This is a genomic window from Xanthobacter sp. 91, assembly GCF_000702385.1.
Classification (GTDB): domain Bacteria; phylum Pseudomonadota; class Alphaproteobacteria; order Rhizobiales; family Xanthobacteraceae; genus Xanthobacter; species Xanthobacter aminoxidans.
Map to the genome: position 1 here is coordinate 2,581,599 of NZ_JNIB01000001.1, position 26,206 is coordinate 2,607,804.

Below are 26,206 nucleotides of genomic sequence, written 5' to 3' on the forward strand. Positions count from 1 at the left end.
CTCAGTTCCCCTGCGCGATCAGCGCGCGGGCGACGATGAGGCGCATGATCTCGTTGGTGCCTTCGAGAATCTGGTGAACCCTGAGGTCGCGCACGATCTTCTCGATGCCATAGTCGGCGAGGTAGCCGTAGCCGCCGTGCATCTGCAGGGCATCGTTGGCCACCTCGAAGCCGCGATCGGTGGCGATGCGCTTGGCCATGGCGCAGAGCTGCGTCGCGTCCGGCGCCTTGGCATCCAGCGCGGACGCCGCGCGCCACAGGAAGGTGCGGGCGCATTCCAGCTCGGTCGCCATGTCGGCGAGGCGGAATTGCAGCGCCTGGAACTCGTCGAGGCGCTTTCCGAACGCCTTGCGCTCGCGCATGTAGGACAGCGCCTTTTCCAGCGCCGCCTGCGCCCCGCCCAGCGAGCAGGCGCCGATGTTCAGCCGGCCGCCGTCGAGCCCGGCCATGGCGATCCTGAAGCCCTCGCCTTCCTCGCCCAGCCGGTTCTCCACCGGCACGCGCACGCCCTCGAAGGTGACGGTGCGGGTGGGCTGCACGTTCCAGCCCATCTTGCGCTCATTGGCGCCGAAGGAGAGGCCCGGCGCGCCCGCCTCGATGACGAGGGTGGAGATGCCCTTCGGCCCGTCGCCGCCGGTGCGCACCATCACCACATAGATGTCGGCGGAGCCGGCGCCGGAGATGAACTGTTTCTGGCCGTCGACGACGTAGTGGTCGCCGTTCCGCACCGCCTTCGTCTTCAGCGCCGCCGCGTCCGATCCCGCGCCGGGCTCGGTGAGGCAGTAGGAGGCGAAGTGCTCCATGCTGGCGAGGCGCGGCACCCACTTCCTGCGCTGGGCGTCGTCGCCGAAGCGGTCGATCATCCAGGTCGACATGTTGTGGATGGAGAGATAGGCGGAGGTGCCAGGGCAGCCGGTGGCGAGCTGCTCGAAGATGAGCGCCGCATCGAGGCGGGTGAGGCCGGAGCCGCCCACATCCTCCCGCACATAGATGCCACCCATGCCGAGCGCGGCGGCAGCGCGCAACTGCTCGACGGGGAAGTGCTTCTTCTCGTCCCACTCCACGGCATAGGGCGCGATCTGCTCATTGGCGAAATCGCGCGCCATGTCCCGGATGGCGATCTGGTCCTCGGAGAGCGTGAACATGCAGGGGGCGCCTTCGTGCGAGCCATCCAGTGCCCGCCGAGATATGCGCCCGACGGACCCGCCGATGCCAGAGCCGCCCCGCCCTGAGGACGGAGCGGCCGATCCGGCGTCAGCCCATGGTGGGGATCACGAAGTCCGCGCCGTCCTTGATGCCCGAGGGCCAGCGGGAGGTCACGGTCTTGGTCTTGGTGTAGAAGCGCACGCCGTCCGGGCCGTGCTGGTTCAGGTCGCCGAAGCCGGAGCGCTTCCAGCCGCCGAAGGTGTGGTAGGCGAGCGGCACCGGGATCGGCACGTTGATGCCCACCATGCCCACGTTCACCTTGGAGGCGAAGTCGCGGGCGGCATCGCCGTCGCGGGTGAAGATGGCGACGCCGTTGCCATACTCATGCTCGGTGGGAAGGCGCAGGGCCTCCTTGTAGTCCGGCGCGCGCACGACGGAGAGGACAGGGCCGAAGATCTCTTCCTTGTAGATGCGCATGTCGGCGGTCACATGGTCGAACAGGCAGCCGCCCATGTAGAAGCCGTTCTCATAGCCCTGCATCTTGAAGCCGCGGCCATCCACCAGCAGCTTTGCGCCCTCCTGGACGCCGAGGTCCACATAGCTGCGCACGCGCTCCAGCGCCTCGCGGGTGACGAGGGGGCCGAAGTCGGCGGAGCCGTCGGTGGACGGGCCGATCTTCAGGTTCTCGACACGGGGAACGAGCTTCTCCAGCAGCTTGTCGGCCGCCTCGGGGCCCACCGGAACCGCCACGGAGATGGCCATGCAGCGCTCGCCGGCGGAGCCGTAGCCGGCGCCGATGAGGGCGTCCACGGCCTGGTCCATGTCCGCGTCGGGCATGATGATCATGTGGTTCTTGGCGCCGCCGAAGCCCTGGATGCGCTTCCCGTTGGCCGCGCCGCGGGCATAGATGTACTGGGCGATATTGGACGAGCCGACGAAGCCGATGGCGTGGACGTCGGGATGGTCCAGAAGGCCGTCCACGGCCTCCTTGTCGCCGTTCACCACATTGAGGATGCCGGGGGGCAGGCCGGCTTCCAGCATCAGCTCGGCGAGGTGCATGGGCACGCCGGGATCGCGCTCGGACGGCTTCAGGATGAAGGCGTTGCCGCAGGCGATGGCCGGGCCGAACTTCCACATGGGGATCATGGCCGGGAAGTTGAACGGCGTGATGCCGGCCACCACGCCCAGCGGCTGGCGCATGGAATAGATGTCGATGCCCGGGCCGGCGCTGTCGGAGAAATCGCCCTTCATCAGGTGCGGGATGCCGATGGCGAACTCGATCACCTCAAGGCCGCGCTGGATGTCGCCGCGGGCGTCGGGAACGGTCTTGCCGTGCTCGCGGGCGAGCAGGTCCGCCAGCATGTCGTAGTCGCGGTGCACCAGCTCCAGGAACTTCATCAGCACGCGGGCGCGGCGCTGGGGATTGGTGGCGGCCCAGGCGGGCTGCGCGGCCTTGGCGTTGGCGACGGCGGCGTTCAGCTCGTCCTTGGAGGCGAGGGCCACGTGGCCGACCACATCGCCCGTCATGGGCTGGTAGACGTCGGCGAAGCGCCCGGCCGTGCCGGCAACGTGCTTGCCGCCGATGAAATGGCCAATCTCGCGCATGATGCGGTTCCTTCTTGGGAAAAACGTTTCCAGACGAGGGACGCCGTTTTGGGACGACGTTCGTTGGCCGGCACACTGCCCTATCTTTTTGTGCACAGCTACGGCAATCTCCGCACCATTGATGTGCGCCCTTTCACAGTCCTGAGAGCCATGCCCGGCGGCGATTTCGAGTGGTCCGACCTCACCTTCTTCCTCGCGGTGGCGCGGGCCGGGCGGCTCACGGTGGCGGCGGCGCGGCTGAAGGTGGAGCACTCCACCGTGAGCCGGCGCATCGCCGCGCTGGAGACGGCGCTGGGGGCGAAGCTGTTCGACCGGCGCCCCCACGGCTATGCGCTGACCGCCGCCGGGGATCGCCTGCTCGCCGCCGCCGAGGGCATGGAGACGCTGGCGCTTTCCGCGCAGGGCGAGATCGCCGGATCGGACCTCGGCGTCTCCGGCACGGTTCGGATCGGGGCGCCGGATGGCTTCGGCACCTTCTTCCTCGCCCCGCGCATCGGCGCATTGTCCGATCTGCATCCGGAGCTGGACATCCAGCTCCTCGCCATGCCGCGCCTGTTCTCCCTGTCGAAGCGCGAGGCCGACATCGCCATCTCGCTGTCCCGGCCCAAGGAGGGGCGGCTCCATGCGAGGAAGCTCACGGACTACCGGCTCGGCCTCTATGCCGCCCGCGCCTATCTGGAGAAGCATGGCGCCATCGAGAGCCGCGCCGCGCTCCAGCGCCACCGTTTCATCGGCTATGTGGACGACCTGATCTATGCGCCCGAGCTGGATTACGTGCCGCTGGTGGCCAAGGACCTCAGGGTGCGGCTGAAAAGCTCCAGCCTCGTCGCCCAGATGACCGCCACCCGCGCGGGCGCCGGCGTATGCGTGCTGCCCTGCTTCATGGCCGACCTGTTCGCGGGCGAGGGGCCGGAAGGGCTGGTGCCCATCCTGCCCACGGAGGTGGGCCTCACGCGCACCTTCTGGCTCCTCACCCACGCCGACACGCGCGACCTCGCCCGCATCCGCGTGGCCGCCGACTTCATCGCCGAGGCGGCGCAGAAGGGCAGGGGCGTGCTGATGCCGGGGTGAGGGCGGGCGCTACTTGAGGCGCCAGTACTGGTCAGACGGCCCTCCGGCCACCTCGCACGTCGCAAGCTGGAGGCGCGCGCCGTTGTTGGAGGCAGGCGTACCCTTCACGTCGAGGCAGAGGCCGGACAGCTTGTGGCGGATCAAGCCCTCCTTGGTGAACTGCCACTGCTGGTCGGTGGTCGAGCCGTTGGGGTTCTTACCTGAAAGCTCGCAATCATAAAGGATCAGCGCCGTGCCGGCCTTGATGCCGGGGGCGCCGGGCACGTCGATGCACTTGCCGGAGAGGGCGTTGCGGATGAAGCCCTGGGGCAGGATTTCCCACATCTGGTCGGTGGGCGACCCGTTAGGGTTCAGCGCGGAGAACTCGCAGGTATAAAGGATCAGCGGGGAGCCGTTCTTGACGCCGGGCGCACCCGAGACATCGATGCACTTGCCCGAGAGCTGGTTGACGATGAACCTGCCCTGCGCGCTCGCCTCGCCCGCGCAGAAAATCCCCGCCGTCGACAGAGCGGCGGCGAACAGCCAGTTTCCGAACTTCATGAAATCCCCCATCCAGGCCGTGAAGCCCGACCCTTGTTCCCCGTCGAGCCTGACCGTAACGTCATTCTCACAGCAGGGGGCGGGCGGGCGCAATATGCTCCGCACCTTGACTGGCTCCCCCTCTCCCCCTATACGAGCCGCTTCCCGATAGAGCGGGTGAGTGCACGCGGGTCTTCTGGCCCCGACGCGTTCCCCGCGCCATACGAAGAAAAAAGGACTTTCGCCATGTCCCGGCGGTGTGACCTGACCGGCAAGGGGGTTCAGAGCGGCAACCTCGTGAGCCACTCGAACCGCAAGACCAAGCGCCGGTTCCTGCCGAACCTGTGCAACGTGACGCTGGAGAGCGAGACGCTGAAGCGTTCCGTGCGCCTGCGCGTCAGCGCCAATGCGCTGAAGAGCGTGGACCACCGTGGTGGCCTCGACGCCTTCCTCGCCAAGGCCCGCGACGAGGAGCTGTCTCCCGTCGCCCTCGACCTCAAGCGCCAGATCGCCAAGGCCGTCGCGGCCGCTGCCGCGGCCTGAGCTTTCGGCTTTCCGAGACGTTTTGAACCGCGGACGGCAACGTCCGCGGTTTTTCGTCGTGCGTGCATTCCTCAGCGAAGGGGCGTGCTGCCGCCCGCGCTGCGCCCGGCCACCGCCCAATAGGCAAGGCCGCCGCCGGCACCGGCGATGAGAAGGTCCATCGTCACCCGCGCCAGCAGCGGATCGCCGAGAGAATCGGTGACGAGGGAGAAGCCCAACCAGCCTGCCGCGGCCCAGATCGCGCCCGCCGCCACATGGGCCAGCGGGTGGCGCAGGCTTTTCCGCTCCGAGATGGCCATCCACACCATTGCCGGCGCAAGTCCGCACACGGCCGCCAGCAGGTAGGCGAAGCCGGCGGACGCGATCGCCACGCCATAATACAGCGCCAGCCCCTCGGACGTGCCGGGCGCGGGCGCTATCCGGTCCATGGCGGCGCCCACGAGCGGCAGCAGGCTTACGGTGACGAGGACGGACGCGAGATAGGCCAACGCCAGACGACCCGTGCGCCGGGCCGCACCGGGGTCGTCGGCGGCGGGGCTCATCTGGGGGGCGACTCAGGGGACGGCGGCGACAGGTCCGGCCGGCGCGGCGGCGGGGCAGGGTGCCGGCCCGCTCGGCGGGGGAGCGCAGAATGGGCTTGAAGAAGCCCGCTGTGGAGCCCGCCACCAGCCAATAGGCGAGCCCGCCGGCAAGGCCCGCCGCCACCACATAGAAGGGATCGCCCGCCACCGCCGGTGCGCCATCGCTGGGTGAGAAGAGCTGGGCGCCGATCCAGGCCGAGACCACGCCGTTGGCCACGTGGAACATCCACGAGCGGATGGCGAAGGCCTCCGAGAACAGGATGCCCACCGCCGCCACCAGCCACATGAGCATCAGCAGCAGGAACAGCACCACGACAGTGGTGACGATGGCGATGATGATGCCCCACGCCCGTACATTGGGATCGTCGGCGGTGAACAGCGTGCCGATGCGCCATTCGCCTATGAGGATCACGCACGCCCCGGCGATCACCGACGCGAAATAGCCGAGCGGTACCAGAACGAAGCGCAGCAGCAGGCGGACCAAGTTGTCCATGGGCTCAGGCGGTCTCGGGCATGTGGCAGACGGCTTCCACGTTCAGCCCGTCCGGGTCGAACACGAAAGCCCCGTAATAGTTGGGATGATAGTGCGGCCGCAGGCCCGGCGCGCCATTGTCCCGCGCACCGGCGGCGATGGCGGCGGCGTAGAAGGCATCCACTACCACGCGGTCTTTCGCTGCGAAGGCCAGATGCAGGTGCCCGGTGGCGACCGGCGCATCGCCGATCCAGAAGTCCGGCTTGCCGGAGCCGATCACGCCGAAGCCGATATAGGTATGGCCGCCCGGCGGGCTCGCCTCCATGAGGATGCCGTAGCCGAGGGGCGCCAGCGCCGCGAGGTAGAAGGCGCGGGAGCGCGACACGTCGCGCACCGAGATCCCCACATGGTCGAGCATGGCACGCGTCTCCGGAAAGGGGTGGGGGCTAATCCTCTGCCTGGGCCATCATGGCGCGATAGGCGAGGCGCTCGCGGGCGGTCAGCTTCTCGCTCTCGCTCTTGAGTTGGCCGCAGGCGGCGAGGATGTCGCGTCCGCGCGGCGTGCGCACCGGGCTCGCATAGCCGGCGCGGAACACGATGTCCGAGAAGCGCTCGATGGTCTCCCAGTCCGAGCACTCATATTGCGTGCCGGGCCAGGGATTGAACGGGATGAGGTTGATCTTGGCCGGCACGCCTTCGAGCAGCTTCACCAGCGCGCGGGCGTCGGCGGGCGAGTCGTTCACGCCCTTCAGCATCACGTATTCGAAGGTGATGCGCTTGGCGTTGGAGGCGGCCGGGTAGGTGCGGCAGGCCTCCATCAGCTCCCTGATGGGGTATTTCTTGTTGATGGGCACCAGCACGTCGCGCAGATCGTCGCGCACGGCGTGCAGCGAGATGGCGAGCATGGGGCCGACCTCGGAGCCCAGCCGCTCGATCTCCGGCACCACGCCGGAGGTGGATACGGTGATGCGCCGTTTGCCGAGGCCGAGGCCGTCGCCGTCCGAAAGGGTCTCGATGGCTTCCTTCACGCTGTCATAGGCATAGAGCGGCTCGCCCATGCCCATGAAGACGATATTGGTGACGAGCCGGTCGCCCTCGGTGGGCAGGCCGGGGCCGACGGCACGCTCGCGGCCGGGATAGTCGCCCAGCCGGTCACGGGCCACCATCACCTGCGCCACGATCTCTGCCGCGGTGAGGTTGCGCACGAGGCGCTGGGTGCCGGTGTGGCAGAAGGAGCAGTTGAGGGTGCAGCCCACCTGCGAGGAGACGCACAGGGTGCCGCGGTCGCTCTCGGGGATGTAGACCGTCTCGATGTCGTGGGGCCGCTCGCCGGGATGATCGGCCGGGAAGCGCAGCAGCCACTTGCGGGTGCCGTCCTGCGAGACCTGCTCGGCCACGATCTCGGGCCGGGCGAGGGTATAGGCCTCCTCCAGCCGCGCGCGCAGGTGCTTGGAGACGTTGGTCATCTCCGAGAAGTCGAGGGCGCCGCGCAGGTAGATCCAGTGCCAGAGCTGGTTCACGCGCATGCGCCGCTCCGAGCCCTTGACGCCGATGGCGTCGAGCGCATCCCCGAGCTTGTCCCGGTCGAGGCCGACGAGGGACGCGCGCGCAGGCGCCGGCGCGGCCTCGGGAGCCATGGGCGGCATGGCGGTTTCAGGCGTGAGCGTGGCTTCAGGCATGGTTTCGGGCGTGGGCATCATCCGCCACACATAATCCCTCGCGGCCCACCTTTCCACGGGAAGAATGCGGGAGCCGTCCCGCGTCCGCCTCAGGGCTTGGTCGGGCCGGCCCCGTCGCCCTCGGCGAGCAGCGCCTTCAGCCGGGCCTCCTCGGCCGCCGAAAGGCGCGGGGCCGGGGGCGCGGCGCTGCGGCGGCGCATGGCGAGGATGGCGCCGAAGCCGCCCAGCAGCAGCACAAGGATAGGCGCGCCCCACAAAAGCGCGTTGCGCCAGGACATGCGCGGGCGGAGCAGCACGAACTCGCCGTAGCGGGCCACCATGAAGTCCAGCACCTGGCTGTCGCTGTCGCCCGCCTTCAGCCGCTCGCGCACGATGATGCGCAGGTCTTTGGCCAGCGGGGCGTCGGAATCGTCGATGGACTGGTTCTGGCAGACCATGCAGCGCAGTTCCGCCGAAATGGTCCGCGCCCGGCTCTCCATCACCGGATCGCCCAGCACCTCGTCCGGCTGCACGGCGAAGGCCGGCGCGCCGAGGGAGAGCAGGAGGAGGAAGGAGGCGAGGAGCGTGCGCGTGTTCTGTGCCATACCCGTCTACTCCGCCGCCGAGGGGACGGCGCCGGGCGCAAGCCGCTTGCGCGCGTCGAGCACTTCCATCGCCACGATCCGCCCTTCGGCATCGAAATCAAGGACAATGCCGGGCGAGACTTCCTCGCTCTCCACGATGGCGCCCGTGGCAAAGCGGACGAACATGGCGTCCGTCTCTTTATCGTAGTCCACTTTCATGGCCGTCGCGCTCCGCGGTCGAAAAAGACGGTCACAACGAAGATGTCCGTCTCGTCGGGTCGATATACTACGCGCAGGATGCGGCCGCCGCGCTCGGCAATGGCGGCATAGGATCGCCGCAGCGTGGGATCGTTTGGATCCTCCACATCCCAGTCCGGCGCGGCGAGGGTTCGCTCGATCCACGCGGAGGCGATATCGCGCTCGCGCATGACCACCTCGGCATGCTGCGCGAGCCGTATGCGCGGCGCCACGGCCTACTCCGCCGGCGCCACGGCTTGCCGCTGCTTCTTCGCCGCCGGGCGTGGGGCGCCCACCCGCAGGCGCCGGTCGGCGAGGGAGAGCACGCCGCCCAGCGCCATCACCACCGCGCCGAGCCAGATCAGCGTCACGAACGGCTTGAAGGTGGCGCGGACGGAGACGTGGCCGTCGGCGGCTTCCTCGGCCATGCTCACATAGAGCTGGCTGAAGCCGAAGGTGCGCAGGCCCGCCTCGGTGGTCGCCATCTGCCGCGCGGCGAAGGTGCGGCGGGAGGCTTCGACGGTGCCTTCCGGGACGTCGCCGTCGCGGATGGAGAACACGGCGGTGCGGGCGCGGAAGTTCGGCCCGGTGCGGTTTTCCAGCCGGTCGAGGGTGAGGGTGCGCGAGCCGATGGTGATGGTGTCGCCGAGCTTCACCGCCGCGATCTTCTCAAGGCTCCAAGAGGTCTCGCAGACGATGCCGAGCAGGCACACGCCCACGCCGAAATGGGCGATGGCCGTGCCATAGGCCGAGCGGGGCACGCCGGCGAGCCGGGCCAGAGCCACCTTCGCCCCCACCCGGCCGAGGCCGGCACGTTCGGCGAGGTCGGTCAGGGCGCCGAGCATGATGAAGGCGGCAAGGCCCACCGCAAGCGGCGCCAGAACCGGGCCGCCTGTGGTCGCGGCCGCCGTCACCACTGCCGCCACGATGGCGAGGCCCGCGGCGAGCATCAGCCGCTGCGCCGCGCCCAGGATGTCGCCCCGCTTCCAGGCCAGCAGCGGGCCGAACGGCATGGCGAAGATGAGGGGCAGCATCAGCCCGCCGAACACCAGATTGAAGTAGGGCGGGCCGACCGTGATCTTGGCGCCGGTGAAGGCTTCAAGCGCCAGCGGATAGAGCGTTCCCACCAGCACCGCCGCCGCTGCCGCGGTGAGGAACAGGTTGTTGAACACCAGCGCCCCCTCCCGCGAGATGGGCGCGAAGAGGCCGCCCTGCTTCAGCTCCGAGGCGCGGAAGGCGAACAGAGCGAGCCCGCCGGCGATGAAGAAGGTGAGGATGCCGAGGATGAACACGCCGCGCGCCGGATCGGTGGCGAAGGCATGCACCGAGGTCAGCACCCCCGAGCGCACCAGGAAGGTGCCCACCAGCGACAGCGAGAAGGCGAGGATGGCGAGGAGGATGGTCCACACCTTCAGCGCGTCGCGCTTCTCCATCACCACGGCGGAATGCAAGAGCGCGGTGGCGGCGAGCCACGGCATCAGGGAGGCGTTTTCCACCGGGTCCCAGAACCACCAGCCGCCCCAGCCCAATTCGTAATAGGCCCAGTAGGAGCCGACCGCGATGCCCAGCGTGAGGAACACCCAGGCCGCCAGCGTCCAGGGACGCACCCAGCGCGCCCAGGCAGCGTCGATCCGCCCCTCGATCAGCGCCGCGATGGCGAAGGAGAAGGAGATGGAGAGCCCCACATAGCCGAGATAGAGCAACGGCGGATGGATGGCGAGGCCGGGGTCCTGGAGGATGGGATTGAGGCTGCGCCCCTCGGCCGGCGGCGGCACGATCCGCGCGAACGGGTTGGAGGTGAACAGGATGAAGGAGAGGAAAGCCGACGCCACGGCGCCCTGCACCGACAGCACCAGCGCCTTCAGCCGGTCCGGCAGGTTGGCACCGAACACCACCACCAGCGCGCCGAAGATGGCGAGCACGAAGACCCACAGCAGCATGGAACCTTCGTGATTCCCCCAGGTGGAGGTCACGCGGTAGATGAGCGGCATCTGGGAGTGGGAATTCTCCACCACGTTCACCACCGTGAAGTCGGAGGTGACGTAGAGCTGCACCAGCGCGCCGAACGCGAAGGCGACGAAGCCGAACAGCGCGAGGGCGATCGGCCCTGCCGACCCCATCAGCACCGCATCGCTCCGCGTCGCGCCCCAGCCGGGCAGGATCACCTGCGCGAGGGCCAGCGCGAAGGCGAGGGCGAGGGCGTATTGTCCGATCTCGGCGATCATGCCTCAGCTCCCGGGCTGGCGGGTGGAGGGGGAGGCGGCGCCCGGCGCGGGCGCGCCGTCCTTCCACAGACCCTGCTGCTTCAGCGCGTCGGCGACCTCGCGGGGCATGTATTTCTCGTCGTGCTTGGCGAGCACGCTGTCGGCCTTGAACTGGCCGTCCGGCTGCAACGCGCCCTCGGCCACCACACCCTGACCCTCGCGGAACAGGTCCGGCAGGATGCCCTGATAGGCGACCTTCACCGCGGCGTTGCCGTCGGTAATGGAGAAGGTGGTGAGCGTGCCGGCCTTTACCACGCTGCCGGTCTCCACCAGTCCGCCGAGTCTGAGGCGGGCGCCCGGCGTCACCTGCTTCTGCGCCACCTCGGTGGGGGTGCGGAAGAAGACGATGGTGTCGTTGAGCGCCGAGAGGATGAGGCCGGCAGCGAGCGCGAGCACGCCGAGTCCGGCGCCGATGAGGATCAGCCTGCGCTGCTTGCGCGTCATCCTTTTCCTCCTGTCGGCAGAGCCTTCTCCGCCGCGTCGAGACGGGCGAGGGCCGCCGGATCGTCCTTGAAGGCGGCGCGCGCCGTCTTGAGCGCGGCGTCCGCCTTGTCCTTGTCGCCGAGCACGCCGTAGGCGCGGATCAGCCGCTCCCAGCCGTCGATGTCGTTCGGCTCCTTGTCGAGCCGGGCGGCGAGACGGTCCACCATGCCACGTATCATGGCGTTCCGGTCCTGCGGCGACATTTGGGCGGCCGCATTGACATCGGCGGCACCGGGACCAGGTGTCGCAGGGGAAGCGGCTGCGGGCGGAGCCGTGCCACCGACGCGGGCCAGCGCCTCTGCCACCACGGGCCGGTAGGGGGCCGAAGCCGGCGTGCGGGCAAGCAGCTCGCTCCAGATGCGCGCCGCATCCTGCGCGCGACCGTCCTGCTCGGCGGCGAGGCCGAGGAAATAGGCGGCGCGCGGCTCGTCCGGGTTCAGCGCGAGCGCGGCGGCGAAGGCCTTGGCGGCGTCTGCGGTGACGAGGCCGTCCGCCGCCACGACAAGCGCGTCGCCGCGTGCCGACAGGCGCTCGGCGGTGGGGCCGAGGATGCGGATGGCTTCACCGTAGGCGCGGGCGGAATCCTCCGGCCGGCCAAGGCGCAGATAGATGGGGGCGAGGATTTCATAGCCCTGCCCGTCATTGGGGTTCTTCTGGAGGTGTTCCTCCACGCGGCGCACCAGGATCGCGACGTCGCTGCGATCCGGCGCCGCCGACAGGCGCTCGGCGAGGGGCGCGCCGGGGATGCCGGGTGAGCCCATGAAAGCATAGAGCGCGGCGGCACAGACGGGCACGAAGACCAGCGCCACGATGGCTGCCGCGCGCCGGCGCCGGCCGGCGACCGCAGGGTCGGCGGAGGCGGCATCGGCCGCTGCGTCGGCGGCCAGCATCCGCCGGGCCACCTCGATGCGCGCGGCCTCCGCCTCGGCGGCGGGCAGGCGGCCGGACTTGGCATCGCGGGCAAGCTCGGCCAGCTGGTCGCGATAAACCGCGAGGTCCGCCTCCCGTGTCGCCTTCATGGTGCGGGCGCGCGACAGCGGCCACAGCACGGCGAGGGCCGCGACGGCGGTCATGAGGGCGAGGGCCGTGAACAGAGGGAGTGGGATCATCACCTGCGAGCCGTTAGCGGCTGACGATCGTCGTGCATAGGTCACACGCCGTCCCAGCGGCGCGGAGCCGCAGGCGATCAGGCATTCGTGACCGATCCACGCCAGATCGACACCGCTCGGGCGATCCGGTACACCAACCCGAAGTGCGCCGCATCGTGCAGCGCAGCAGGAGGAGATGGGGATGGGCCTGTTCGATCAGATGGCGGGCAGCATGCTCTCCAACATGCTCGGACGCGCCGGTCCGGAGGGCGCCGGCGCCCTCATCGACACGCTGCTCAGCGGCCCCATGGCCTCGGCGCTGCCCGGCATCCTCGACGGCGCACTGGCGAAGACGCCTTATGGCAGCATCGAGGGCGTGCTGGCGCAACTGCACGAGGCAGGGCTTGCCCACGAGGTGGAGAGCTGGCTGTCCACCGGCCCCAACGTGCCGGTGAGCGCGGACGAGATCGTCAACGCGCTTGGCGCCGAACCTCTCACCGCCATCGCGAACGGGCTGGGCCTCCAGCCGGAGATGCTGCCGGAACTGCTGGCCAAGCACCTGCCGGCCATCATCGACCGCTTCAGCCCCAACGGCGTGCTGGAACTTCCCGGGCGGTGATTGCCCGGCCGGTGACGATTGGGACGGTGATTTCCGGGACGGGCTTGGCCCGTCCCTTCCGCATCACCTGAACGCGCTCAGCGGCATCCGCTCAGCCGACGTCGTTCAAACGACGTCGTTCACTTGCACTCCTGCGCCACCCGATCGATGGCCTGGCCGAGGCCGACCAGCGAATATTTGTCGGTGGTCACGTTGCCGCGCAGGGAGGTGGAGGCGACCGTGAGGTCCTTGCCGCGCTTCATGGCTTCCACGAGCTTGGATTCGTCCGCCACGTTGCGCACCCAGGCGCCCTGATCCTTGGTGTAGAGCTGGAGCGTCGCGTTGCCGACCGTCAGGGTGGCGTCCGAGCCCTCCTTCAGGGGGAAGCCCATGGTGACGGTCACTTCGTTCTTCACGTTCTCACCGGGACGGGTGGAGATGAAGAAATAGGCCGGATCGCGCTTCAGGCCCTCGGGCGCGCGGGTCTTCGGCTGGGAGATGGCGTAGCAGACCTTCGGACTGGAGGTGGAGACGTAGACGCTCCAGTCGCCGAACTGCGCCACCGCTTTCGACTGAGGCTGACCCTGCGCGACGGCCGGGACGGCTGCGGCGCAGGCGAGGAACACGCCCAGGAGTGCAGGATGGACACGAGGAAGCGTCATGGCTTCTCCTAAATCGCTGGGGCCCTTTAAGGCAATCGGACTTCAGGCTGGCCGCCGGCTGTCGGGTAGCGAGGCAGGCGGTCAAAAAAATGGCGGGGTGGTCTTGCGTTTTCCTAACCCAAAGGCTCGGCTCCGCTCAATGCGCCGGACGTGCGAAGTCGCCCGATTCGTTGCGCCATGGGACTTTGCGAGACTGTCCGGCCGCTCGGTGAAGCGCAAGGCGCAGGGATCGTAAGGGGCCGGTGCCGTCGCGGAAGGGCGTGTTTACCCCGTGCTTCCGCCCGTTTGGGTTAATTTTTGGTAATCCGATCCCGTCACGCGGGAGAGAAGGAGCGTTCATGAAAGCGGTGGTGTGCGCGCGCCATGGTGCCCCCGAAACCCTCGAGATTCGCGACCTGCCGCTGCCGGTGCCCGGTCCCGGCGAGGTTCTGGTGAAGGTCGCGGCCATCGGCCTCAATTTCTTCGACACGCTCATCATCCGCGATCTCTACCAGGTGAAGCCCGAGCTGCCCTTCTCCCCCGGCGCGGAATATGCCGGCCATGTGGCGGCCCTGGGCGCGGGCGTGACCGGCTTTGCCGTGGGCGACCGGGTGTGCGGCTATCAGACCTACGGCGCGGCGCGCGCGTATGTCGCGGCACCGGCCCAGTTCCTGGCCAAGGTTCCGGACGACGTCGACCTCGTGAAGGCCGCCGGCCTCATCGTCACCTACGGCACGGCGCTCTATGCCCTCAGGGACCGCGGCGAACTGAAGGCGGGTGAGCGGCTCGCCGTGCTCGGCGCCTCGGGCGGCGTCGGGCTTGCGGCGGTGGAGCTCGGCCGGGTGCTCGGGGCGCGCATCATCGCCTGCGCCTCCTCGCCGGAGAAGGTGCGCTTCGCCCAGGAGCATGGCGCGGACGAAGGCTTCGACTATGCCTCCGGCGACCTCAAGGCCGCGCTCAAGGCGTTCGGCGGCGAGAAGGGGCTGGACGTGATCTACGACCCCGTGGGCGGCGACATGGCGGAGCAGGCCCTGCGCGCGCTGGGCTCGCTCGGCCGCTTCCTGGTGGTGGGCTTCGCCGCGGGTGAAATCCCGAAGATCCCGCTCAACCTGCTGCTGGTGAAGAATTGCGACATGCGCGGCGTCGCCTTCGGTGCCCATGCCCGGGCCAATCCCGGCTGGCTCCGCGACGCGGTGGCCGAGCTGATGGGCTATGCCCGTGACGGGCGCATCTCCGCGCACGTGGACAAGACCTTCCCGCTGGAACACTGCGCCGAGGCCCTCGGCGAAATTTCCGGGCGCCGGGTGAAGGGCAAGGTGGTGCTGACCGTGGCGGACTGAAGCTCAGGCCGGGCGGCCTTCCTCCCCGCTCGCCTGATGGTCGGGATCGAGGGCTGCCTTGGCCGCTTCATAATGCTCGGGCTTCACGTGGCCGGAGAGCAGCTTCAGCGCGCCCATGAGCACGGCGGCATCGTCGCCGAAGCCCACGAGCGGCAGGAAATCCGGCGCGATGTCGAACGGCAGGACGAAATAGGCCAGCGCGCCGAGCAGCGTCGCCCGCACGCGCAGCGGCGTCTCGCGGTCGAAGGCGGCGTAATAGCTCGCCACCGCGTCCTCGGCGAAGGGGACGTGGCGGGCGGCGCCGCGCATCTTCTTCCAGAAGCCCTTGCGGACGCTGGCCTCGTCTTGCGCGGCCTTGTCCCGCTCGGCGCCCGAGAGGCGGTCGAAATCGTCGGAGTTCAGCGTGTGCGTGGTCATGCCAATGAAATGGGGACCGCGCACAGCGCTGCAAGAGGCGGGTCGTCCTACAGAGGGGCGCCCTACAGGAGAGGGTAGGCCGCTTCGACGAGGTAGGGGCCGCCGCCCACCGAATCCCGCGAGGAGAACAGCACGAAGCGCGGCACGTGGAACGGCGGGGTGCGGAAGGAGCCGCGCGCGGCAAGGTAATCTGCCACCTGCCGCGAGGACGCATCCCGGAGCCGGGCGAGGGTGACGTGGGGCTTGTAGTTGCGCTCGGCACCGAGGCCGAGCCGCTGCATGATGCGCTCCTGCTCGGCCTGCAGCTCCATAAGCGCCGCATTGGCCTTCACGGCCGCGAACACGGCGCGCGGCTTGTGGCCGCCGAACTGGTCCAGCCCGTCCAGCGCGATATCGAAGGCGGGGCGGCGCACCTGCCCGAGCATCAGCATGATGTCGCGGCCTGTGGCGTCGTCCACGTCGCCGATGAAGCGCAGGGTGACGTGATAGTTCTCGGAATCGATCCAGCGCGCGCCGGACAGCCCGCCTCGCAGCATGGAGAGGTCGAGCCCCACCTCGGGGGGGATCTCGATGGCGGTGAACAGTCGCGGCATTGAACCCTCCGCGATGGCCGGCGGAACGGGGCCGGTCTCACGAGGAACCGCGGCGCAACCGCGGGCCCAACGCTTCCAGTGAAGGAGATTCGCGCGCCGAAGGAAAGGGCTCTGCCCCGTCTTCGGCGGCGCTGAAACAAACCGCCCGGCCGAAGCCGGGCGGAATGTCTAGGGCTCAGCGCTGGCCGGGCCGCGGGCGGTTCTGCGGCGCCGCCCGCTGCTGCGGCATGGCCCGCGGCTGCGGACGCATCTGCTGGGGCCTCATCTGCTGCGGCCGTTGCTGAGGCCGCATCTGCTGGGGCCGCTGTTGCGGGCGCATCTGCTGCGGCCTTTGCTGGGGTCGCATCTGCTGGGGCCGCTGCTGCGGGCGAACCTGTTGCGGCCGGTTCTGCGGCCGCACGTTGGCGGGACGGTTGGCCGGCCGGTTCGGCTGGACCGACGGCCGGTTGGGCCGGTTGGGACCCGCGTTCGGATAGCCGGGCCGGTTCGGGCCGGCATTCGGATAACCGGGACGGTTCGGTCCAGCGCCCGGAACACCGGGCTGGCCGGGACGGCCGGGCCGACCGGGGCCGACACCTGGGGTGCCGGGATATCCGGGACGGCCCGGACCCACACCGGGGCCGCCGGGCTGGCCGGGGATATTGCCGGGCATGCCGGGGCGACCGGGACGGCCGGGGCCGACGCCGGGTGTGCCGGGATAGCCGGGACGACCCGGTCCCGCCCCGGGATAGCCCGGACGGCCAGGCGTGCCGGGAACGACGGGCATACCGGGACGGCCGGGACCAACGCCGGGTCCACCGGGATAGCCGGGCGTGCCGGGACGGCCCGGACCACCGGGATAGCCCGGACGGCCGGGGGCTCCGGGAACAAGCGGCATTCCGGGACGGCCGGGTCCGACGCCGGGTCCGCCGGGATAGCCGGGCGTGCCGGGACGGCCGGGACCCCCGGGATAGCCCGGACGGCCGGGGGCTCCGGGAACAAGCGGCATACCGGGCCGGCCGGGACCGACGCCCGGTCCACCCGGATATCCGGGCATTCCGGGACGGCCGGGTCCACCGGGTCCACCGGGACCACCAGGTCCTCCGGGCCAGCCAGGACGACCGGGTACACCCGGTCCACCCGGCCAACCGGGACCGCCGGGGCCACCAGGACCACCGGGCCAGCCCGGACGACCGGGACCTCCGGGGCCACCCGGCCAGCCGGGACGGACCGGCGGCGGGAAGCCGGGACGGCCGGGAACCCACGGTCCCGGACCCCATGCCGGCGGACGGCCACCCCAGCCCGGACCCCAGTAGGGCGGGCGCACCCAGCGCGGCGGCACGACCCACACCGAATTCCAAGGCCGGTTGTTCCAGCCCCAGTTGTTGTTCCAGTAGGAGCCGACCAGCACGCCGGCGCCGAACGCGAGCGCACCTGTGGCGAAGGTGGTGAAGACCTCCGAGCTGTCATAGGCCGGCACGTAGATCCGCTCGGGATCGGCCGGCTGGATGTAGATGGTGCGCGCGGGGCCGCTGCCGCCGCTGCTGGCGGGGACTTCCTGCGTCGTCACCACCTGCTGCGGCGTCGTCTGCAGGTTGCCGACGGCCTGCGCCTTGGCGCGCAGCATCTGGATGGTGTTGGAGACGTCCTGCGGCTGGGTCGAGAAGGCGAGGCCGAGGGATTCCGACCATTCCATGTGCTCATGGAGGAGCGTGACCACGTCCGGAAAGCGGACCAGCGCCTTCACCGAGGAATCCCAGTTGAAGGCATCCACAGCTGTGAAGTTGCGCTCCTGCACGAGGCCGGGATTGGCGACGATCCAGTTGTAGGCTTCCACCAATTGTTCCGGGAACAGGGTCGCCGGGAACAGGATGGCGAGCAGCGGGTCCGGATAGAGCGCCACCGGGCCGAGCAGGTACTCGAGCTCGCTGAGCGAATAGGCCGGCTGCACCTGATCGCCCGGCTGGGGCGGCGGCAGCGGCTGGCCCTGCGGCGGCGGGACGGCGCCGGGCTGGACGGCCGGAGGCCCTCCCTGCGGATAGCCCTGTGCGCCCTGCGGGCCGGGAGGCGGGTTCTGGGCGAGGGCGGGATAGATGGTGGACCAGCCGAACACCGCCGCGAGTGCGATGCGCGAGAGGTTTCCCGTCCGCCCCTTGACGCAGTTTCTTACGGATATGCCACCCATGCGGCCCTCCTTGTGGCGGCGCTTTGACCCTAGGTTAGATCCGCGGGCGCCGTCGTTCCTTGATGTTGCTCTATTTTCTCGGGGTGTCTGCTCAGGGCAGGGGCACGAGGATTTCGATCTCAAGGGCCTCCGGGGAGGCGGTCAGGAGGTCGGTGCGGTAACGCTCGATATAGAGGTCGTTCTGCTCGACGTTCTTTTCGTCGAGATAATTGGCGATCTGCTCGTAGGTATTGTCCATGTCGCCGAACGAGCCGGTATGGACGAACCGCAGCACCTTGCCCGCGAAGGAGCCGCCGAGCTTCATGGGCTCCGCCGGCTTCTGCGTGGTGGTGCCCGAGAACGGCACCTGCACCTCATAGTCGAAGCCGCGGTCGTCGCTGGTGGTGTACATGACGAACACTTGGCCGGCCCGCGTCAGGCCCAGCCGCTTCAGCTCGGTGTCGGCCTTGCGGACGGCCTCCACCAGCTTGTCATAGGCGTCTTCCCACGAGGACGAGCCCGAGAGCGTCAGCACCGGCACGGGCGACAGCGTCAGTTCGTCCGGCGCAAAGGTGGATGCGGCGGGCGCGCCGGGTGTGACGGGCGTCGTTTCCACCTTCTTCGGGTCCACCACCGGCGGCGGGGTCAGCGTGTCCTGCCCCTTCTGCGGAGCATCCTTCTGCGGGGCATCCTTGGGCGCCTGCGCGACCGCGGGAGCCGCCAGCGCCATCATGAGCCCGAAAACAACCGCCGCCCGTCCGAGCCTCGTCCCCCAAACGCCCGTCATCGTCCATCCTCCCGCGGGCCGAAGGGCCGCGACGCACTCTGTCTAGCATGTTCTCATGGCGCAGTTCGGCGTGATTGCGGCGCCTTGCGGGCGGCGCGGGGGTGGTGTGATGGACGGAACGGCGCCATATAGGGCAAAGACCTTGTCGGACAGCCCGGACGCCCGTGAACCCGCTCAGCCACCGCCCCTTCGTGAAGATGAACGGTCTCGGCAACGAGATCCTCGTCCTCGACCTGCGCGCCGATCCGGTGGAGGTGCCGCCCGCCGCCGCGCGGGCGCTGGCGCGGCCCTCGGTCCTGCCGTTCGACCAGGCCATGGTGCTCTATCCCCCGCGCCGCGCCGACACCGCCGCCTTCGTACGCATCCTCAACAATGACGGCTCGCTTTCCGCCGCCTGCGGCAACGGCACCCGCTGCATCGCCGCGCTGGAGGCCGAGCGCACCGGCACGCCCCACGTTCTGTTCGAGAGCGAGGCGGGGCTGCTCGACTGCACCGTGCGCCCGGACGGGCAGGTGAAGGTGGACATGGGCGCCCCCCGCCTCGGCTGGCGCGACATTCCGCTGGCTCAAGACGTGGGCGATACCGCTTCCATTCTCGTGCCCGGCTTCGAGACTCTCGGGCCGGCGGTGATGGTGAGCATGGGCAACCCCCACGCCATTTTCTTCGTCCCCGACGCGGACGCCATGGATGTGGAAGGCCTCGGCGCCGCGCTGGAGCACCATCCGCTCTTCCCCGAGCGCGCCAACATCTCCTTCGCCAGCCTCACCGCGCCGGATCGCATCCTGCTGCATGTGTGGGAACGCGGCGCCGGCCGCACGCGGGCCTGCGGCACCGCCGCCTGCGCCACCGGCGTCGCCGCCGTTCGCACCGGCCGCACCGGCCGGGCCGTCACGGTGACGCTGCCCGGCGGGCCGCTGGAGATCGAATGGCGCGAGAGCGACGGCCACGTGCTGATGACCGGCCCCGTGGAGCACGAGTTCGCCGGCACCCTCACCCCTGCCATGCTGGGGGAGGCCGCCTGATGGCGGAGGGGCCGGGCGTGCAAGCCAGCGTGGAAGTGGTCAATTTCGGCTGTCGCCTGAACGCGCTGGAAGGTGACGGTATCGCCCGCGCCGCTGCGGCCGCGGGGCTGGAGCGCGCCTTCGTGGTGAACACCTGCGCCGTGACGGCCGAGGCCGTGCGGCAGGCGCGGCAGGCCATCCGCCGTGCCCGTCGGCGCGATCCGTCCCTCCGCATCGTCGTCACCGGATGCGCCGCCCAGACCGAGCCCGCCACCTTCGCCGGCATGGACGAGGTGGACCTCGTGCTCGGCAATGCGGCCAAGACCGGCGTCGAGACGTGGGCGGGCGCCCGCCAGATGCTCGCTTCCCGCCTCGATTTCGGCATCAGCGCCGAGCAGAAGGTGCAGGTCCAGGACATTTCCGCCGTGCGCGAGGCGACGCCCCATCTCGCCGACCGGTTCGAGGGGCATACCCGTGCCTTCGTGGAGGTGCAGAACGGCTGCGACCACCGCTGCACTTTCTGCATCATCCCGTTCGGGCGCGGCCCCTCGCGCAGCGTGCCCATGGGCGCGGTGGTGGCGCAGGTGGCGCGGCTCGTCGCAAGCGGCCATGGCGAGGTGGTGCTGACCGGCGTCGATCTCACCGCTTACGGCGCCGACCTTCCGGGCGCGCCGACCCTCGGGCGGTTGGTGCGGGCGGTGCTCGCCGGCGTGCCGGAGCTGAAGCGGCTGCGCCTCTCCTCCATCGACGCGGTGGAGGCGGATGCCGAACTGATGCGCGCCCTCGCCGAGGAAGAGCGGCTGATGCCGCATCTGCACCTCTCGCTCCAGTCCGGCGACGACCTCATCTTGAAGCGCATGAAGCGCCGCCACAGCCGGGCCGAGGCGCTGGCCTTCATCGCCGCGCTGCGGCAGGCGCGGCCGGACGTGGTGCTGGGCGCCGACATCATCGCCGGCTTTCCCACCGAGACCGAGGCGCAGGCCCGCGCCACGCGCGACTTCGCGGAGGAGGCGGGCCTCGCCTTCCTCCACGCCTTCCCCTTTTCCGCCCGGCCGGGCACGGCGGCGGCCCGCATGCCCCAACTCGCCCCGGCGCTGGTGGCCGAGCGCGCGGCGCGGCTGCGCGAGACCGGGGCAGGGCTGCTGCGCCGGCACCTGTCGGCCGAAGTCGGCCGCCGCCGCACGGTGCTGGTGGAGGCCGGCGGGCGCGGACATACCGAACATTTCACCCCGGTGCGCCTCTCGGGCGCGGCCGTGCGCGGCAGCCTCGCCGATCTCAGGATCGCCGGGCACGACGGCGCGCGGCTCATCGCGGCGTGACACATTTCATGGGATCTCGGGCATGAGCCAGCAGGACGGCGGAAACGACAAGAAGAAGCGTGGCTTCTGGGGCTGGCTGAAGGGCGAGCCGGCGGCCGAAACGCCGGTTGCGCCGCCGCCCGACGCGCCTGTTCCCGATACGGCGGAAGCCGTGCCCGCGCCTGTTGCGCCGGACGTGCCGCTGCCGACCTCGGTGGAGAACGCTGCGGCGGAGCCTACCGCGCCGCCGGCGGAGCCCGTCGCCGCGTCGCCCGTCGAAGCCCCCGCGCTTGAGCCCGCCGAACCCGAGCCGGTCGCCGAGGCTGCGCCGGAGCCCGTCGCCGAGGCGGAGCCTGAGCCGGTCGAAATTCCCGCTCCTGAGCCGACCCCGGCCGTCGCGCCCGAAGCCCCCGCGCCCGAGCGTCCCACGCCGTCGCCCGAGCCCGCCGCCACAGCCGCCCCGGCCCCGGAGCCGCGCAAGGGGTTCTGGAGCCGGCTCGCCTCGGGCCTTGCCCGCACCGCCTCCAGCCTTGGGCAGGGCATCACCGACCTTGTTTCCAAGCGCAAGCTCGATGCGGCGACGCTGGAGGAGCTGGAGGAGGTGCTGATCCGCGCCGATCTCGGCGTCGAGACCTCCATGCGCATCGTCGAGGACGTGGGGCGCGGCCGGCACGACAAGATGATCTCGGCCGAGGAGGTGAAGAGCCTCATCGCGGCCGAGGTGGAGCGCATCCTCGCCCCGGTGGCGACGCCGCTGGTGGTGGACACCGCGCACAAGCCGTTCATCCTGCTGATGGTGGGCGTCAACGGATCGGGCAAGACCACCACCATCGGCAAGCTCGCCTCCCAGTGGCGCGCCGAGGGCCGCAAGGTTGTGCTCGCCGCCGGCGACACCTTCCGCGCTGCCGCCATCGAGCAACTGAAAGTGTGGGGCGAACGCACCGGCGCCACCGTCATCGCCCGCGAGCAGGGGGCGGACGCGGCGGGTGTTGCCCACGACGCCATCACCGAGGCGCGCGCCCAGAACGCCGACATATTGATGATCGACACCGCCGGCCGCCTGCAAAACCGCGCCGAGCTGATGGCCGAGCTGGAAAAGGTGGTGCGGGTCATCAGGAAGCAGGAGCCCACCGCCCCGCACGCGGTGCTCCTCGTGCTCGACGCCACCGTGGGCCAGAACGCGCTCTCGCAGGTGGAGGCTTTCGCGCGCATCGCCGGTGTCACCGGCCTCGTCATGACCAAGCTCGACGGCACGGCGCGCGGCGGCATCCTTGTGGCCATCGCGGCGAAGCACAAGCTGCCCATCCATCTCATCGGCGTGGGCGAGGGGCAGGACGACCTCCAGCCGTTCGCGGCGCGGGATTTCGCGCGGGCCATCGCCGGGCTGGAATGAGGTCTTTCGCGCCTGTGCGGTAGCGCTCTGCCGCCCTGCTGCCGTTTCGGCACGCGGCGGTTGCGAATCCGCCGTTCCTCGGGAAATGTCGGCCTTGAGCGCCGCCGTGCGCCATCCCGAGGATCGCCGCAATGACCCTGTCTTCCCGACGCCTCTTCTCCCTCTCGCTGGCCACAGGGACGCTTCTGGCCCTCTCCGGAGCGGCTTTTGCTGCGGAAACGACGCCGCTGTTCAAGATCGTCACGGTGAAGGACGAGATCGTCGTCGGCCTCTCGCCGCAGGATGTGGCGGCCCTCGGCGGCAGCGATGTCACCGCCATCGGCAAGGCGCTGAAGGGGAAGGGTGAGGTGACGCTCTGGCGCTATGCGGTGCGCAAGGCCGCCGACGGGGCGCTGGAGCAGGCGCCGGTGGCGCGCGTGAGCATCCTCGGCAATGACAGCCTGCGGGTCGAGCCCTACACCACCCCGCTGAAGATCATCGCGCCCCAATGAGGCGCCTCGTCCTCCTCGCGCTTGCCGTGCCTGTGCTGGCGGGCGAGGCCCGCGCGGAAGACCCGGCGTGGGTCGCCGCCGCCACGGCGCAGCTGCCGAAGACGCTGGTGGCCGGCCGCGTTCTGCGCGCGGGGGAGCTGGGGCAGACGGCGCTGATCGCCGTCTTTCCCGCTGGCGCGGACGATCCCAGGACGCCGGGCAGCGCCTTCCCGCCCGGGCAGGTGCTGGAGGTGACGCTGACGCCTGAGGGCGATGCCCGGAAGGTCGTCTCCGCCACCGTGCGCCCGCGCACCCCACAGGACCCGGCCGGGGACGATCCCTTTGTGGAGGAGCAGGCGGAGATCCTTGCCGGTCTGGCGAAGCAGAAGGCGGAGCCGGGTGTCGAGCCCTGCCAGATCAAGGCATGGTCCATCGACACCAGCCGCAAGGGCCTTGCTGTGCGCGCCGCGCCTTCGGCCACGGCGAAGGTGGTCGGCACCCTTGCCCCGCCGCGCCATACGCCCGAGTCGGGACAGGGCGAGGACGACAGCTGGCACGCGGAGTTCGAGGTCACCGGCTACAAGGACGGCTGGTTCCGCATCCGCAACGCCACCCCGCCCGGCGCGCCTTACGATGATCCGCCGCCGCGCTCCTACCCGAAGACCTACAAGGGCGCCGGCTGGATTCCGGCGGACAAGGCGGGCGGTGCCTATGCCAACACGCAGATGCCTGTCATGCGCCTGCATCAGGCGCCGAGCGTCGATTCCAAAGACATCCCGCCCGGCGACGACGCGGCCGACCCCTCCGGCAATCTGCCCATCGACGGCACGCTGGAGCGCCTTTACGCCTGCTCCGCCAACTGGGCGCTGACCAAGAGCCGGGATGGCAAACGCGGCTGGTGGCGCGGCATCTGCTCCAACCAGGTCACGAACTGCAGCTGAGGACTAGTCGCGGGGCAGGGCCAGCAGGTCCACATGGCCGATGACGCTGCCCTGCGCCATCGCCCGCGCCTGATGCCAATCGGCTGCGACCTCAGCCGGTACGTGCCCGCTCTCCACCGCCGCCTGCGCGGTGCCTTTCGCAAGCTCGGCGATCAGCTGACTGTCGCCGGCGTCGAGCCGCCACGGGCTGTCTGCCGTCTCGATGACATAGCCCGCCGCCCCAAGGGCCTCGCCCAGGATGGTGCCCGCATCCGCGCCGGCGGCGCGACCGAAGCCCTTGTCGGTGCCCTGATGAGCGCGGAAGGCATCCGCGATTTCCACGTCCGCCGGATGCGGTGGCGACCACGCATCCCGGCCGTCGCACGTCAGCGCCGCATGGAGCACCACGCCGGTGCCGGCGAACGCTGCCGCGAAGCGTTGGCACCAGTCCGCCGACACGAGATCGTAGAAGGCCGAGGCGGTGACGAGGTGGGGCTGGAAGGCCAGCGGCGCGGCGGGATCGGCGGCGATGTCGCGCAAAGCGAATTCCACCGTCACCTCCTTGCCCGCGAGATCGAGCACCAACGTTCCGCCGACCTCCCGCCAGCCGTCCGCGAAGGCACGAAAAGCGGTGCGGGCGGCCTCGGCGAGGGTGTTGTCGTGGTCCACCAATATCCAGTGCTGGCGCGGTCCGAGCTTCGGCGCGAGGGCGCGGAGGTTGGAGCCGGAACCGGCGCCGAGATCGACGATGCGTTGCTCTACCAGGGACGACAGCCGGGCGGCGAGCTTCGCCTCCAGCGCCGCCGATCGGGCGCGATGGTCGGCGGCCTCCCGCAAGGCGAGCCATCCGGCGGAGAAGGTCGCGGCAGGGGCGGGAGCCAATTCGCTCATCGGTCGGCGACCTCCATCAGCACCCGGCCGATGACGGCCACGGTGTCCGACCAGTCGGGCAGGGCGGTGCCGGCGGCGAAGGCGGCATCGGCCATCGCCCGCCGCCGCACGGGATCGATTAGCAGCGGGCGCAGCGCCGCGGCGAGGGCGTCCGCATCGCCGGGCGGCACCTTCAGGCCGGCCCCGTCCGGGACCGTCTCGCCGGCCGCACCGCCGGTGGTGCAGATGACCGGCAAGCCGCGCCGCAGCGCCTCGGCCAGCACCATGCCGTAGCCCTCATAGAAGGAGGGATGGACGAAGATGTCGGCGGCGGCATAGGCCTCGTCCAGCGCCGTCACATGGAGCGCGCCGGCGAGGCGGATGCGGGGGCCGAACCCGGCCGCGCGCGCGGCGATCTCCCGCGCCGTCTCCGGCTCGAAATCCGGGCTGCCGACGATGGTCAGCGTCCAGTCGAGATCCGTGAGGCCGTCGAGGGCGTCGAGCAGCACGCCATAGCCCTTGCGGGGCGTCAGCGACCCCACTGCGATGAGTCGGGGCGGCTGGCCGTCCGCCGGCACGCGGGCCGCCGGGGCGGTGCCGGGCAAGGCGAGGGTGATCTTTTCCGGCGGCACGCCATAGCGCTCCACCAGCATCCGCCGCGTCTCCGGGCTGACGGCGATGACGGCGGCGGCGGCGGCAAGCGCGGCGGCCTCGCTTTCCAGCAGGCGGGCCGCGACCTCCTGCGAGAGGCCGGTCTCCAGCGCGAGGGGATGATGCACCAGCGCCACCACGGGCCGTCCGAGCTGCCGCAGGCCCTCGCCCGGCAGGGCGCCGAGGGCGAGGCCATCCGCCAGCAGCACGGTGCCGGGAAGTGTCGCAGCAAGAGCGGCGAGAGCCGCCTCGATCTCGTCCGCCGTGGGACAGGGGAAGCCGCCTTCGAGGGAGAGTGGCGTCGCATCGAAACCCTGCGCCTTGAGACCTGCGAGGATGCGCCGGTCATAGGCATAGCCGCCGCTGGGGGTGTCGATGGCGCCGGGATGGACCAGCGCCACCGCCGGCCGCACGGGGGTGCTCACGCGGCGGGGCCGATATCGGCCTCGTACCAGGCGCGGGCGACGTGGGATTCGTGCAGCGACACCCGGATGCGCACGATGCCGTCGCCCCCGGTGCCGAGATCGCCGGAGCGGGCAGCGGCCGCCATGTGGTCGAACACGTGGCGGGCCAGCACCTCGGTGGTGGTGTTGCGGCCGGCGAAGGCGGGCACCTCGTCGAGGTTCTTGTAGTTGAGCGGGCCGAGCACGCCTTTCAGCGCCTCATGGGCGCGGGCGATGTCCACCACCACGCCCTCTTCGGTGAGGTCCTCGCGATAGAAGGCCACATCCACCACGAAGGTCGCCCCGTGCAGCGCCTGCGCCGGGCCGAACAGGTCGCCCCGGAAGGAATGGGCGATCATGATGTGGTCCCGCACCTCTACCGCGTACATGG

At 70.2% G+C, this 26,206-nt stretch carries 30 protein-coding genes; 10 read left to right on the plus strand and 20 right to left on the minus strand.

Annotation, left to right across the window (positions count from 1 at the left end):
- Position 1: 1 nt before the first annotated feature.
- Positions 2–1,144 carry an isobutyryl-CoA dehydrogenase gene (locus tag A37E_RS0112170; protein WP_029556839.1) on the minus strand — a complete coding sequence of 381 codons (1,143 nt, stop codon included), beginning with the start codon at positions 1,142–1,144 and terminating at the stop codon, positions 2–4.
- Between the two features lie 109 nt (positions 1,145–1,253).
- The gene (locus A37E_RS0112175; protein ID WP_029556840.1) at positions 1,254–2,750 is read right to left on the minus strand and encodes a CoA-acylating methylmalonate-semialdehyde dehydrogenase; all 1,497 of its coding nucleotides are present in this window, start codon (positions 2,748–2,750) and stop codon (positions 1,254–1,256) included.
- 150 nt (positions 2,751–2,900) lie between these two features.
- Between A37E_RS0112175 and A37E_RS0112180 the strand changes: the two genes are divergently transcribed.
- Positions 2,901–3,821, plus strand: coding sequence for a LysR family transcriptional regulator (locus A37E_RS0112180; RefSeq protein ID WP_029556841.1), 921 nt, complete (start codon positions 2,901–2,903; stop codon positions 3,819–3,821).
- 9 nt (positions 3,822–3,830) lie between these two features.
- Here the strand turns inward: A37E_RS0112180 and A37E_RS0112185 are convergent, their stop codons facing one another.
- Positions 3,831–4,361 (minus strand): RICIN domain-containing protein, encoded by a 531-nt coding sequence (locus A37E_RS0112185; RefSeq protein WP_197022967.1) that lies wholly within the window; start codon positions 4,359–4,361, stop codon positions 3,831–3,833.
- Between the two features lie 225 nt (positions 4,362–4,586).
- On the opposite strand from A37E_RS0112185, the gene rpmB reads away from it, so the two are divergent.
- Positions 4,587–4,883: a 50S ribosomal protein L28 gene (rpmB, locus tag A37E_RS0112190; RefSeq protein ID WP_024277232.1), complete on the plus strand. Its 297-nt coding sequence runs from the start codon at positions 4,587–4,589 to the stop codon at positions 4,881–4,883.
- A gap of 71 nt (positions 4,884–4,954) precedes the next feature.
- On the opposite strand, the gene A37E_RS0112195 is transcribed toward rpmB, so the two are convergent.
- Positions 4,955–5,425 (minus strand): hypothetical protein, encoded by a 471-nt coding sequence (locus A37E_RS0112195; protein WP_051678974.1) that lies wholly within the window; start codon positions 5,423–5,425, stop codon positions 4,955–4,957.
- Positions 5,426–5,724: 299 nt separating this feature from the next.
- Here A37E_RS0112195 and A37E_RS26880 point away from each other — a divergent pair, with 299 nt between their 5' ends.
- The gene (locus tag A37E_RS26880) at positions 5,725–5,907 is read left to right on the plus strand and encodes a hypothetical protein (RefSeq protein ID WP_156026301.1); all 183 of its coding nucleotides are present in this window, start codon (positions 5,725–5,727) and stop codon (positions 5,905–5,907) included.
- A gap of 54 nt (positions 5,908–5,961) precedes the next feature.
- Here A37E_RS26880 and A37E_RS0112205 read toward each other — a convergent pair whose 3' ends face one another.
- The 8 genes from A37E_RS0112205 to ccmI all read right to left on the minus strand — a co-directional run bounded on the left by A37E_RS0112205 (position 5,962) and on the right by ccmI (position 12,271).
- Positions 5,962–6,354, minus strand: a complete 393-nt coding sequence (locus A37E_RS0112205) for a VOC family protein (protein ID WP_029556845.1) — start codon at positions 6,352–6,354, stop codon at positions 5,962–5,964.
- Between the two features lie 28 nt (positions 6,355–6,382).
- On the minus strand, positions 6,383–7,582 hold the full coding sequence (gene rlmN, locus A37E_RS0112210) for a 23S rRNA (adenine(2503)-C(2))-methyltransferase RlmN (protein WP_245279449.1): 1,200 nt from the start codon (positions 7,580–7,582) through the stop codon (positions 6,383–6,385).
- Between the two features lie 122 nt (positions 7,583–7,704).
- Positions 7,705–8,199, minus strand: a complete 495-nt coding sequence (locus A37E_RS0112215) for a cytochrome c-type biogenesis protein (protein WP_029556847.1) — start codon at positions 8,197–8,199, stop codon at positions 7,705–7,707.
- Positions 8,200–8,205: 6 nt separating this feature from the next.
- Positions 8,206–8,397 carry a DUF2283 domain-containing protein gene (locus tag A37E_RS0112220; protein ID WP_029556848.1) on the minus strand — a complete coding sequence of 64 codons (192 nt, stop codon included), beginning with the start codon at positions 8,395–8,397 and terminating at the stop codon, positions 8,206–8,208.
- Positions 8,394–8,648 (minus strand): DUF4258 domain-containing protein, encoded by a 255-nt coding sequence (locus tag A37E_RS0112225; protein ID WP_029556849.1) that lies wholly within the window; start codon positions 8,646–8,648, stop codon positions 8,394–8,396. Before A37E_RS0112225 ends, A37E_RS0112220 begins: the two co-directional genes overlap by 4 nt.
- A gap of 3 nt (positions 8,649–8,651) precedes the next feature.
- Entirely contained in the window at positions 8,652–10,640 is a 1,989-nt protein-coding gene (locus tag A37E_RS0112230) for a heme lyase CcmF/NrfE family subunit (protein WP_029556850.1), read from the minus strand.
- Between the two features lie 3 nt (positions 10,641–10,643).
- The gene (gene ccmE, locus A37E_RS0112235) at positions 10,644–11,123 is read right to left on the minus strand and encodes a cytochrome c maturation protein CcmE (RefSeq protein ID WP_029556851.1); all 480 of its coding nucleotides are present in this window, start codon (positions 11,121–11,123) and stop codon (positions 10,644–10,646) included.
- Positions 11,120–12,271: a c-type cytochrome biogenesis protein CcmI gene (gene ccmI / locus A37E_RS0112240; protein WP_029556852.1), complete on the minus strand. Its 1,152-nt coding sequence runs from the start codon at positions 12,269–12,271 to the stop codon at positions 11,120–11,122. The genes ccmE and ccmI overlap by 4 nt, the downstream gene beginning before the upstream one ends.
- A 181-nt stretch (positions 12,272–12,452) precedes the next feature.
- Between ccmI and A37E_RS0112245 the strand changes: the two genes are divergently transcribed.
- The gene (locus A37E_RS0112245; RefSeq protein WP_024277241.1) at positions 12,453–12,869 is read left to right on the plus strand and encodes a YidB family protein; all 417 of its coding nucleotides are present in this window, start codon (positions 12,453–12,455) and stop codon (positions 12,867–12,869) included.
- 119 nt (positions 12,870–12,988) lie between these two features.
- Here A37E_RS0112245 and A37E_RS0112250 read toward each other — a convergent pair whose 3' ends face one another.
- Positions 12,989–13,510 (minus strand): invasion associated locus B family protein, encoded by a 522-nt coding sequence (locus A37E_RS0112250; RefSeq protein WP_024277242.1) that lies wholly within the window; start codon positions 13,508–13,510, stop codon positions 12,989–12,991.
- A 338-nt stretch (positions 13,511–13,848) separates the two neighbouring features.
- Between A37E_RS0112250 and A37E_RS0112255 the strand changes: the two genes are divergently transcribed.
- Positions 13,849–14,829 carry an NADPH:quinone oxidoreductase family protein gene (locus A37E_RS0112255; protein WP_029556854.1) on the plus strand — a complete coding sequence of 327 codons (981 nt, stop codon included), beginning with the start codon at positions 13,849–13,851 and terminating at the stop codon, positions 14,827–14,829.
- A 3-nt stretch (positions 14,830–14,832) separates the two neighbouring features.
- Here A37E_RS0112255 and A37E_RS0112260 read toward each other — a convergent pair whose 3' ends face one another.
- The 4 genes from A37E_RS0112260 to A37E_RS0112285 form a co-directional block, all read right to left on the minus strand.
- On the minus strand, positions 14,833–15,246 hold the full coding sequence (locus tag A37E_RS0112260) for a YkvA family protein (protein ID WP_081837818.1): 414 nt from the start codon (positions 15,244–15,246) through the stop codon (positions 14,833–14,835).
- A 62-nt stretch (positions 15,247–15,308) separates the two neighbouring features.
- The gene (thpR, locus tag A37E_RS0112265) at positions 15,309–15,839 is read right to left on the minus strand and encodes an RNA 2',3'-cyclic phosphodiesterase (RefSeq protein WP_029556856.1); all 531 of its coding nucleotides are present in this window, start codon (positions 15,837–15,839) and stop codon (positions 15,309–15,311) included.
- A gap of 175 nt (positions 15,840–16,014) precedes the next feature.
- Entirely contained in the window at positions 16,015–18,003 is a 1,989-nt protein-coding gene (locus tag A37E_RS25955; RefSeq protein ID WP_051678975.1) for a DUF3300 domain-containing protein, read from the minus strand.
- A 91-nt stretch (positions 18,004–18,094) separates the two neighbouring features.
- Entirely contained in the window at positions 18,095–18,769 is a 675-nt protein-coding gene (locus A37E_RS0112285; protein WP_081762507.1) for a GyrI-like domain-containing protein, read from the minus strand.
- 164 nt (positions 18,770–18,933) lie between these two features.
- Between A37E_RS0112285 and dapF the strand changes: the two genes are divergently transcribed.
- The 5 genes from dapF to A37E_RS0112310 all read left to right on the plus strand — a co-directional run bounded on the left by dapF (position 18,934) and on the right by A37E_RS0112310 (position 23,872).
- Positions 18,934–19,791 (plus strand): diaminopimelate epimerase, encoded by an 858-nt coding sequence (gene dapF, locus A37E_RS0112290; RefSeq protein ID WP_029556859.1) that lies wholly within the window; start codon positions 18,934–18,936, stop codon positions 19,789–19,791.
- Positions 19,791–21,089 carry a tRNA (N(6)-L-threonylcarbamoyladenosine(37)-C(2))-methylthiotransferase MtaB gene (mtaB, locus tag A37E_RS0112295; RefSeq protein ID WP_029556860.1) on the plus strand — a complete coding sequence of 433 codons (1,299 nt, stop codon included), beginning with the start codon at positions 19,791–19,793 and terminating at the stop codon, positions 21,087–21,089. The genes dapF and mtaB overlap by 1 nt, the downstream gene beginning before the upstream one ends.
- A gap of 22 nt (positions 21,090–21,111) precedes the next feature.
- Positions 21,112–22,461 carry a signal recognition particle-docking protein FtsY gene (gene ftsY, locus A37E_RS0112300; protein ID WP_029556861.1) on the plus strand — a complete coding sequence of 450 codons (1,350 nt, stop codon included), beginning with the start codon at positions 21,112–21,114 and terminating at the stop codon, positions 22,459–22,461.
- 131 nt (positions 22,462–22,592) lie between these two features.
- A complete protein-coding gene (locus A37E_RS0112305) occupies positions 22,593–22,952 on the plus strand; it encodes a hypothetical protein (RefSeq protein ID WP_029556862.1) in 360 nt (119 codons plus the stop codon).
- Positions 22,949–23,872: an SH3 domain-containing protein gene (locus A37E_RS0112310; RefSeq protein WP_029556863.1), complete on the plus strand. Its 924-nt coding sequence runs from the start codon at positions 22,949–22,951 to the stop codon at positions 23,870–23,872. The genes A37E_RS0112305 and A37E_RS0112310 overlap by 4 nt, the downstream gene beginning before the upstream one ends.
- A 3-nt stretch (positions 23,873–23,875) precedes the next feature.
- Here A37E_RS0112310 and A37E_RS0112315 read toward each other — a convergent pair whose 3' ends face one another.
- The 3 genes from A37E_RS0112315 to A37E_RS0112325 are packed head-to-tail and all read right to left on the minus strand — an operon-like array spanning position 23,876 to position 26,204.
- Entirely contained in the window at positions 23,876–24,742 is an 867-nt protein-coding gene (locus A37E_RS0112315) for a hypothetical protein (RefSeq protein WP_029556864.1), read from the minus strand.
- A complete protein-coding gene (locus A37E_RS0112320) occupies positions 24,739–25,797 on the minus strand; it encodes a glycosyltransferase family 4 protein (protein WP_245279322.1) in 1,059 nt (352 codons plus the stop codon). The genes A37E_RS0112315 and A37E_RS0112320 overlap by 4 nt, the downstream gene beginning before the upstream one ends.
- The gene (locus A37E_RS0112325; protein ID WP_024277257.1) at positions 25,794–26,204 is read right to left on the minus strand and encodes a 6-carboxytetrahydropterin synthase; all 411 of its coding nucleotides are present in this window, start codon (positions 26,202–26,204) and stop codon (positions 25,794–25,796) included. Before A37E_RS0112325 ends, A37E_RS0112320 begins: the two co-directional genes overlap by 4 nt.
- Positions 26,205–26,206: the final 2 nt, after the last annotated feature.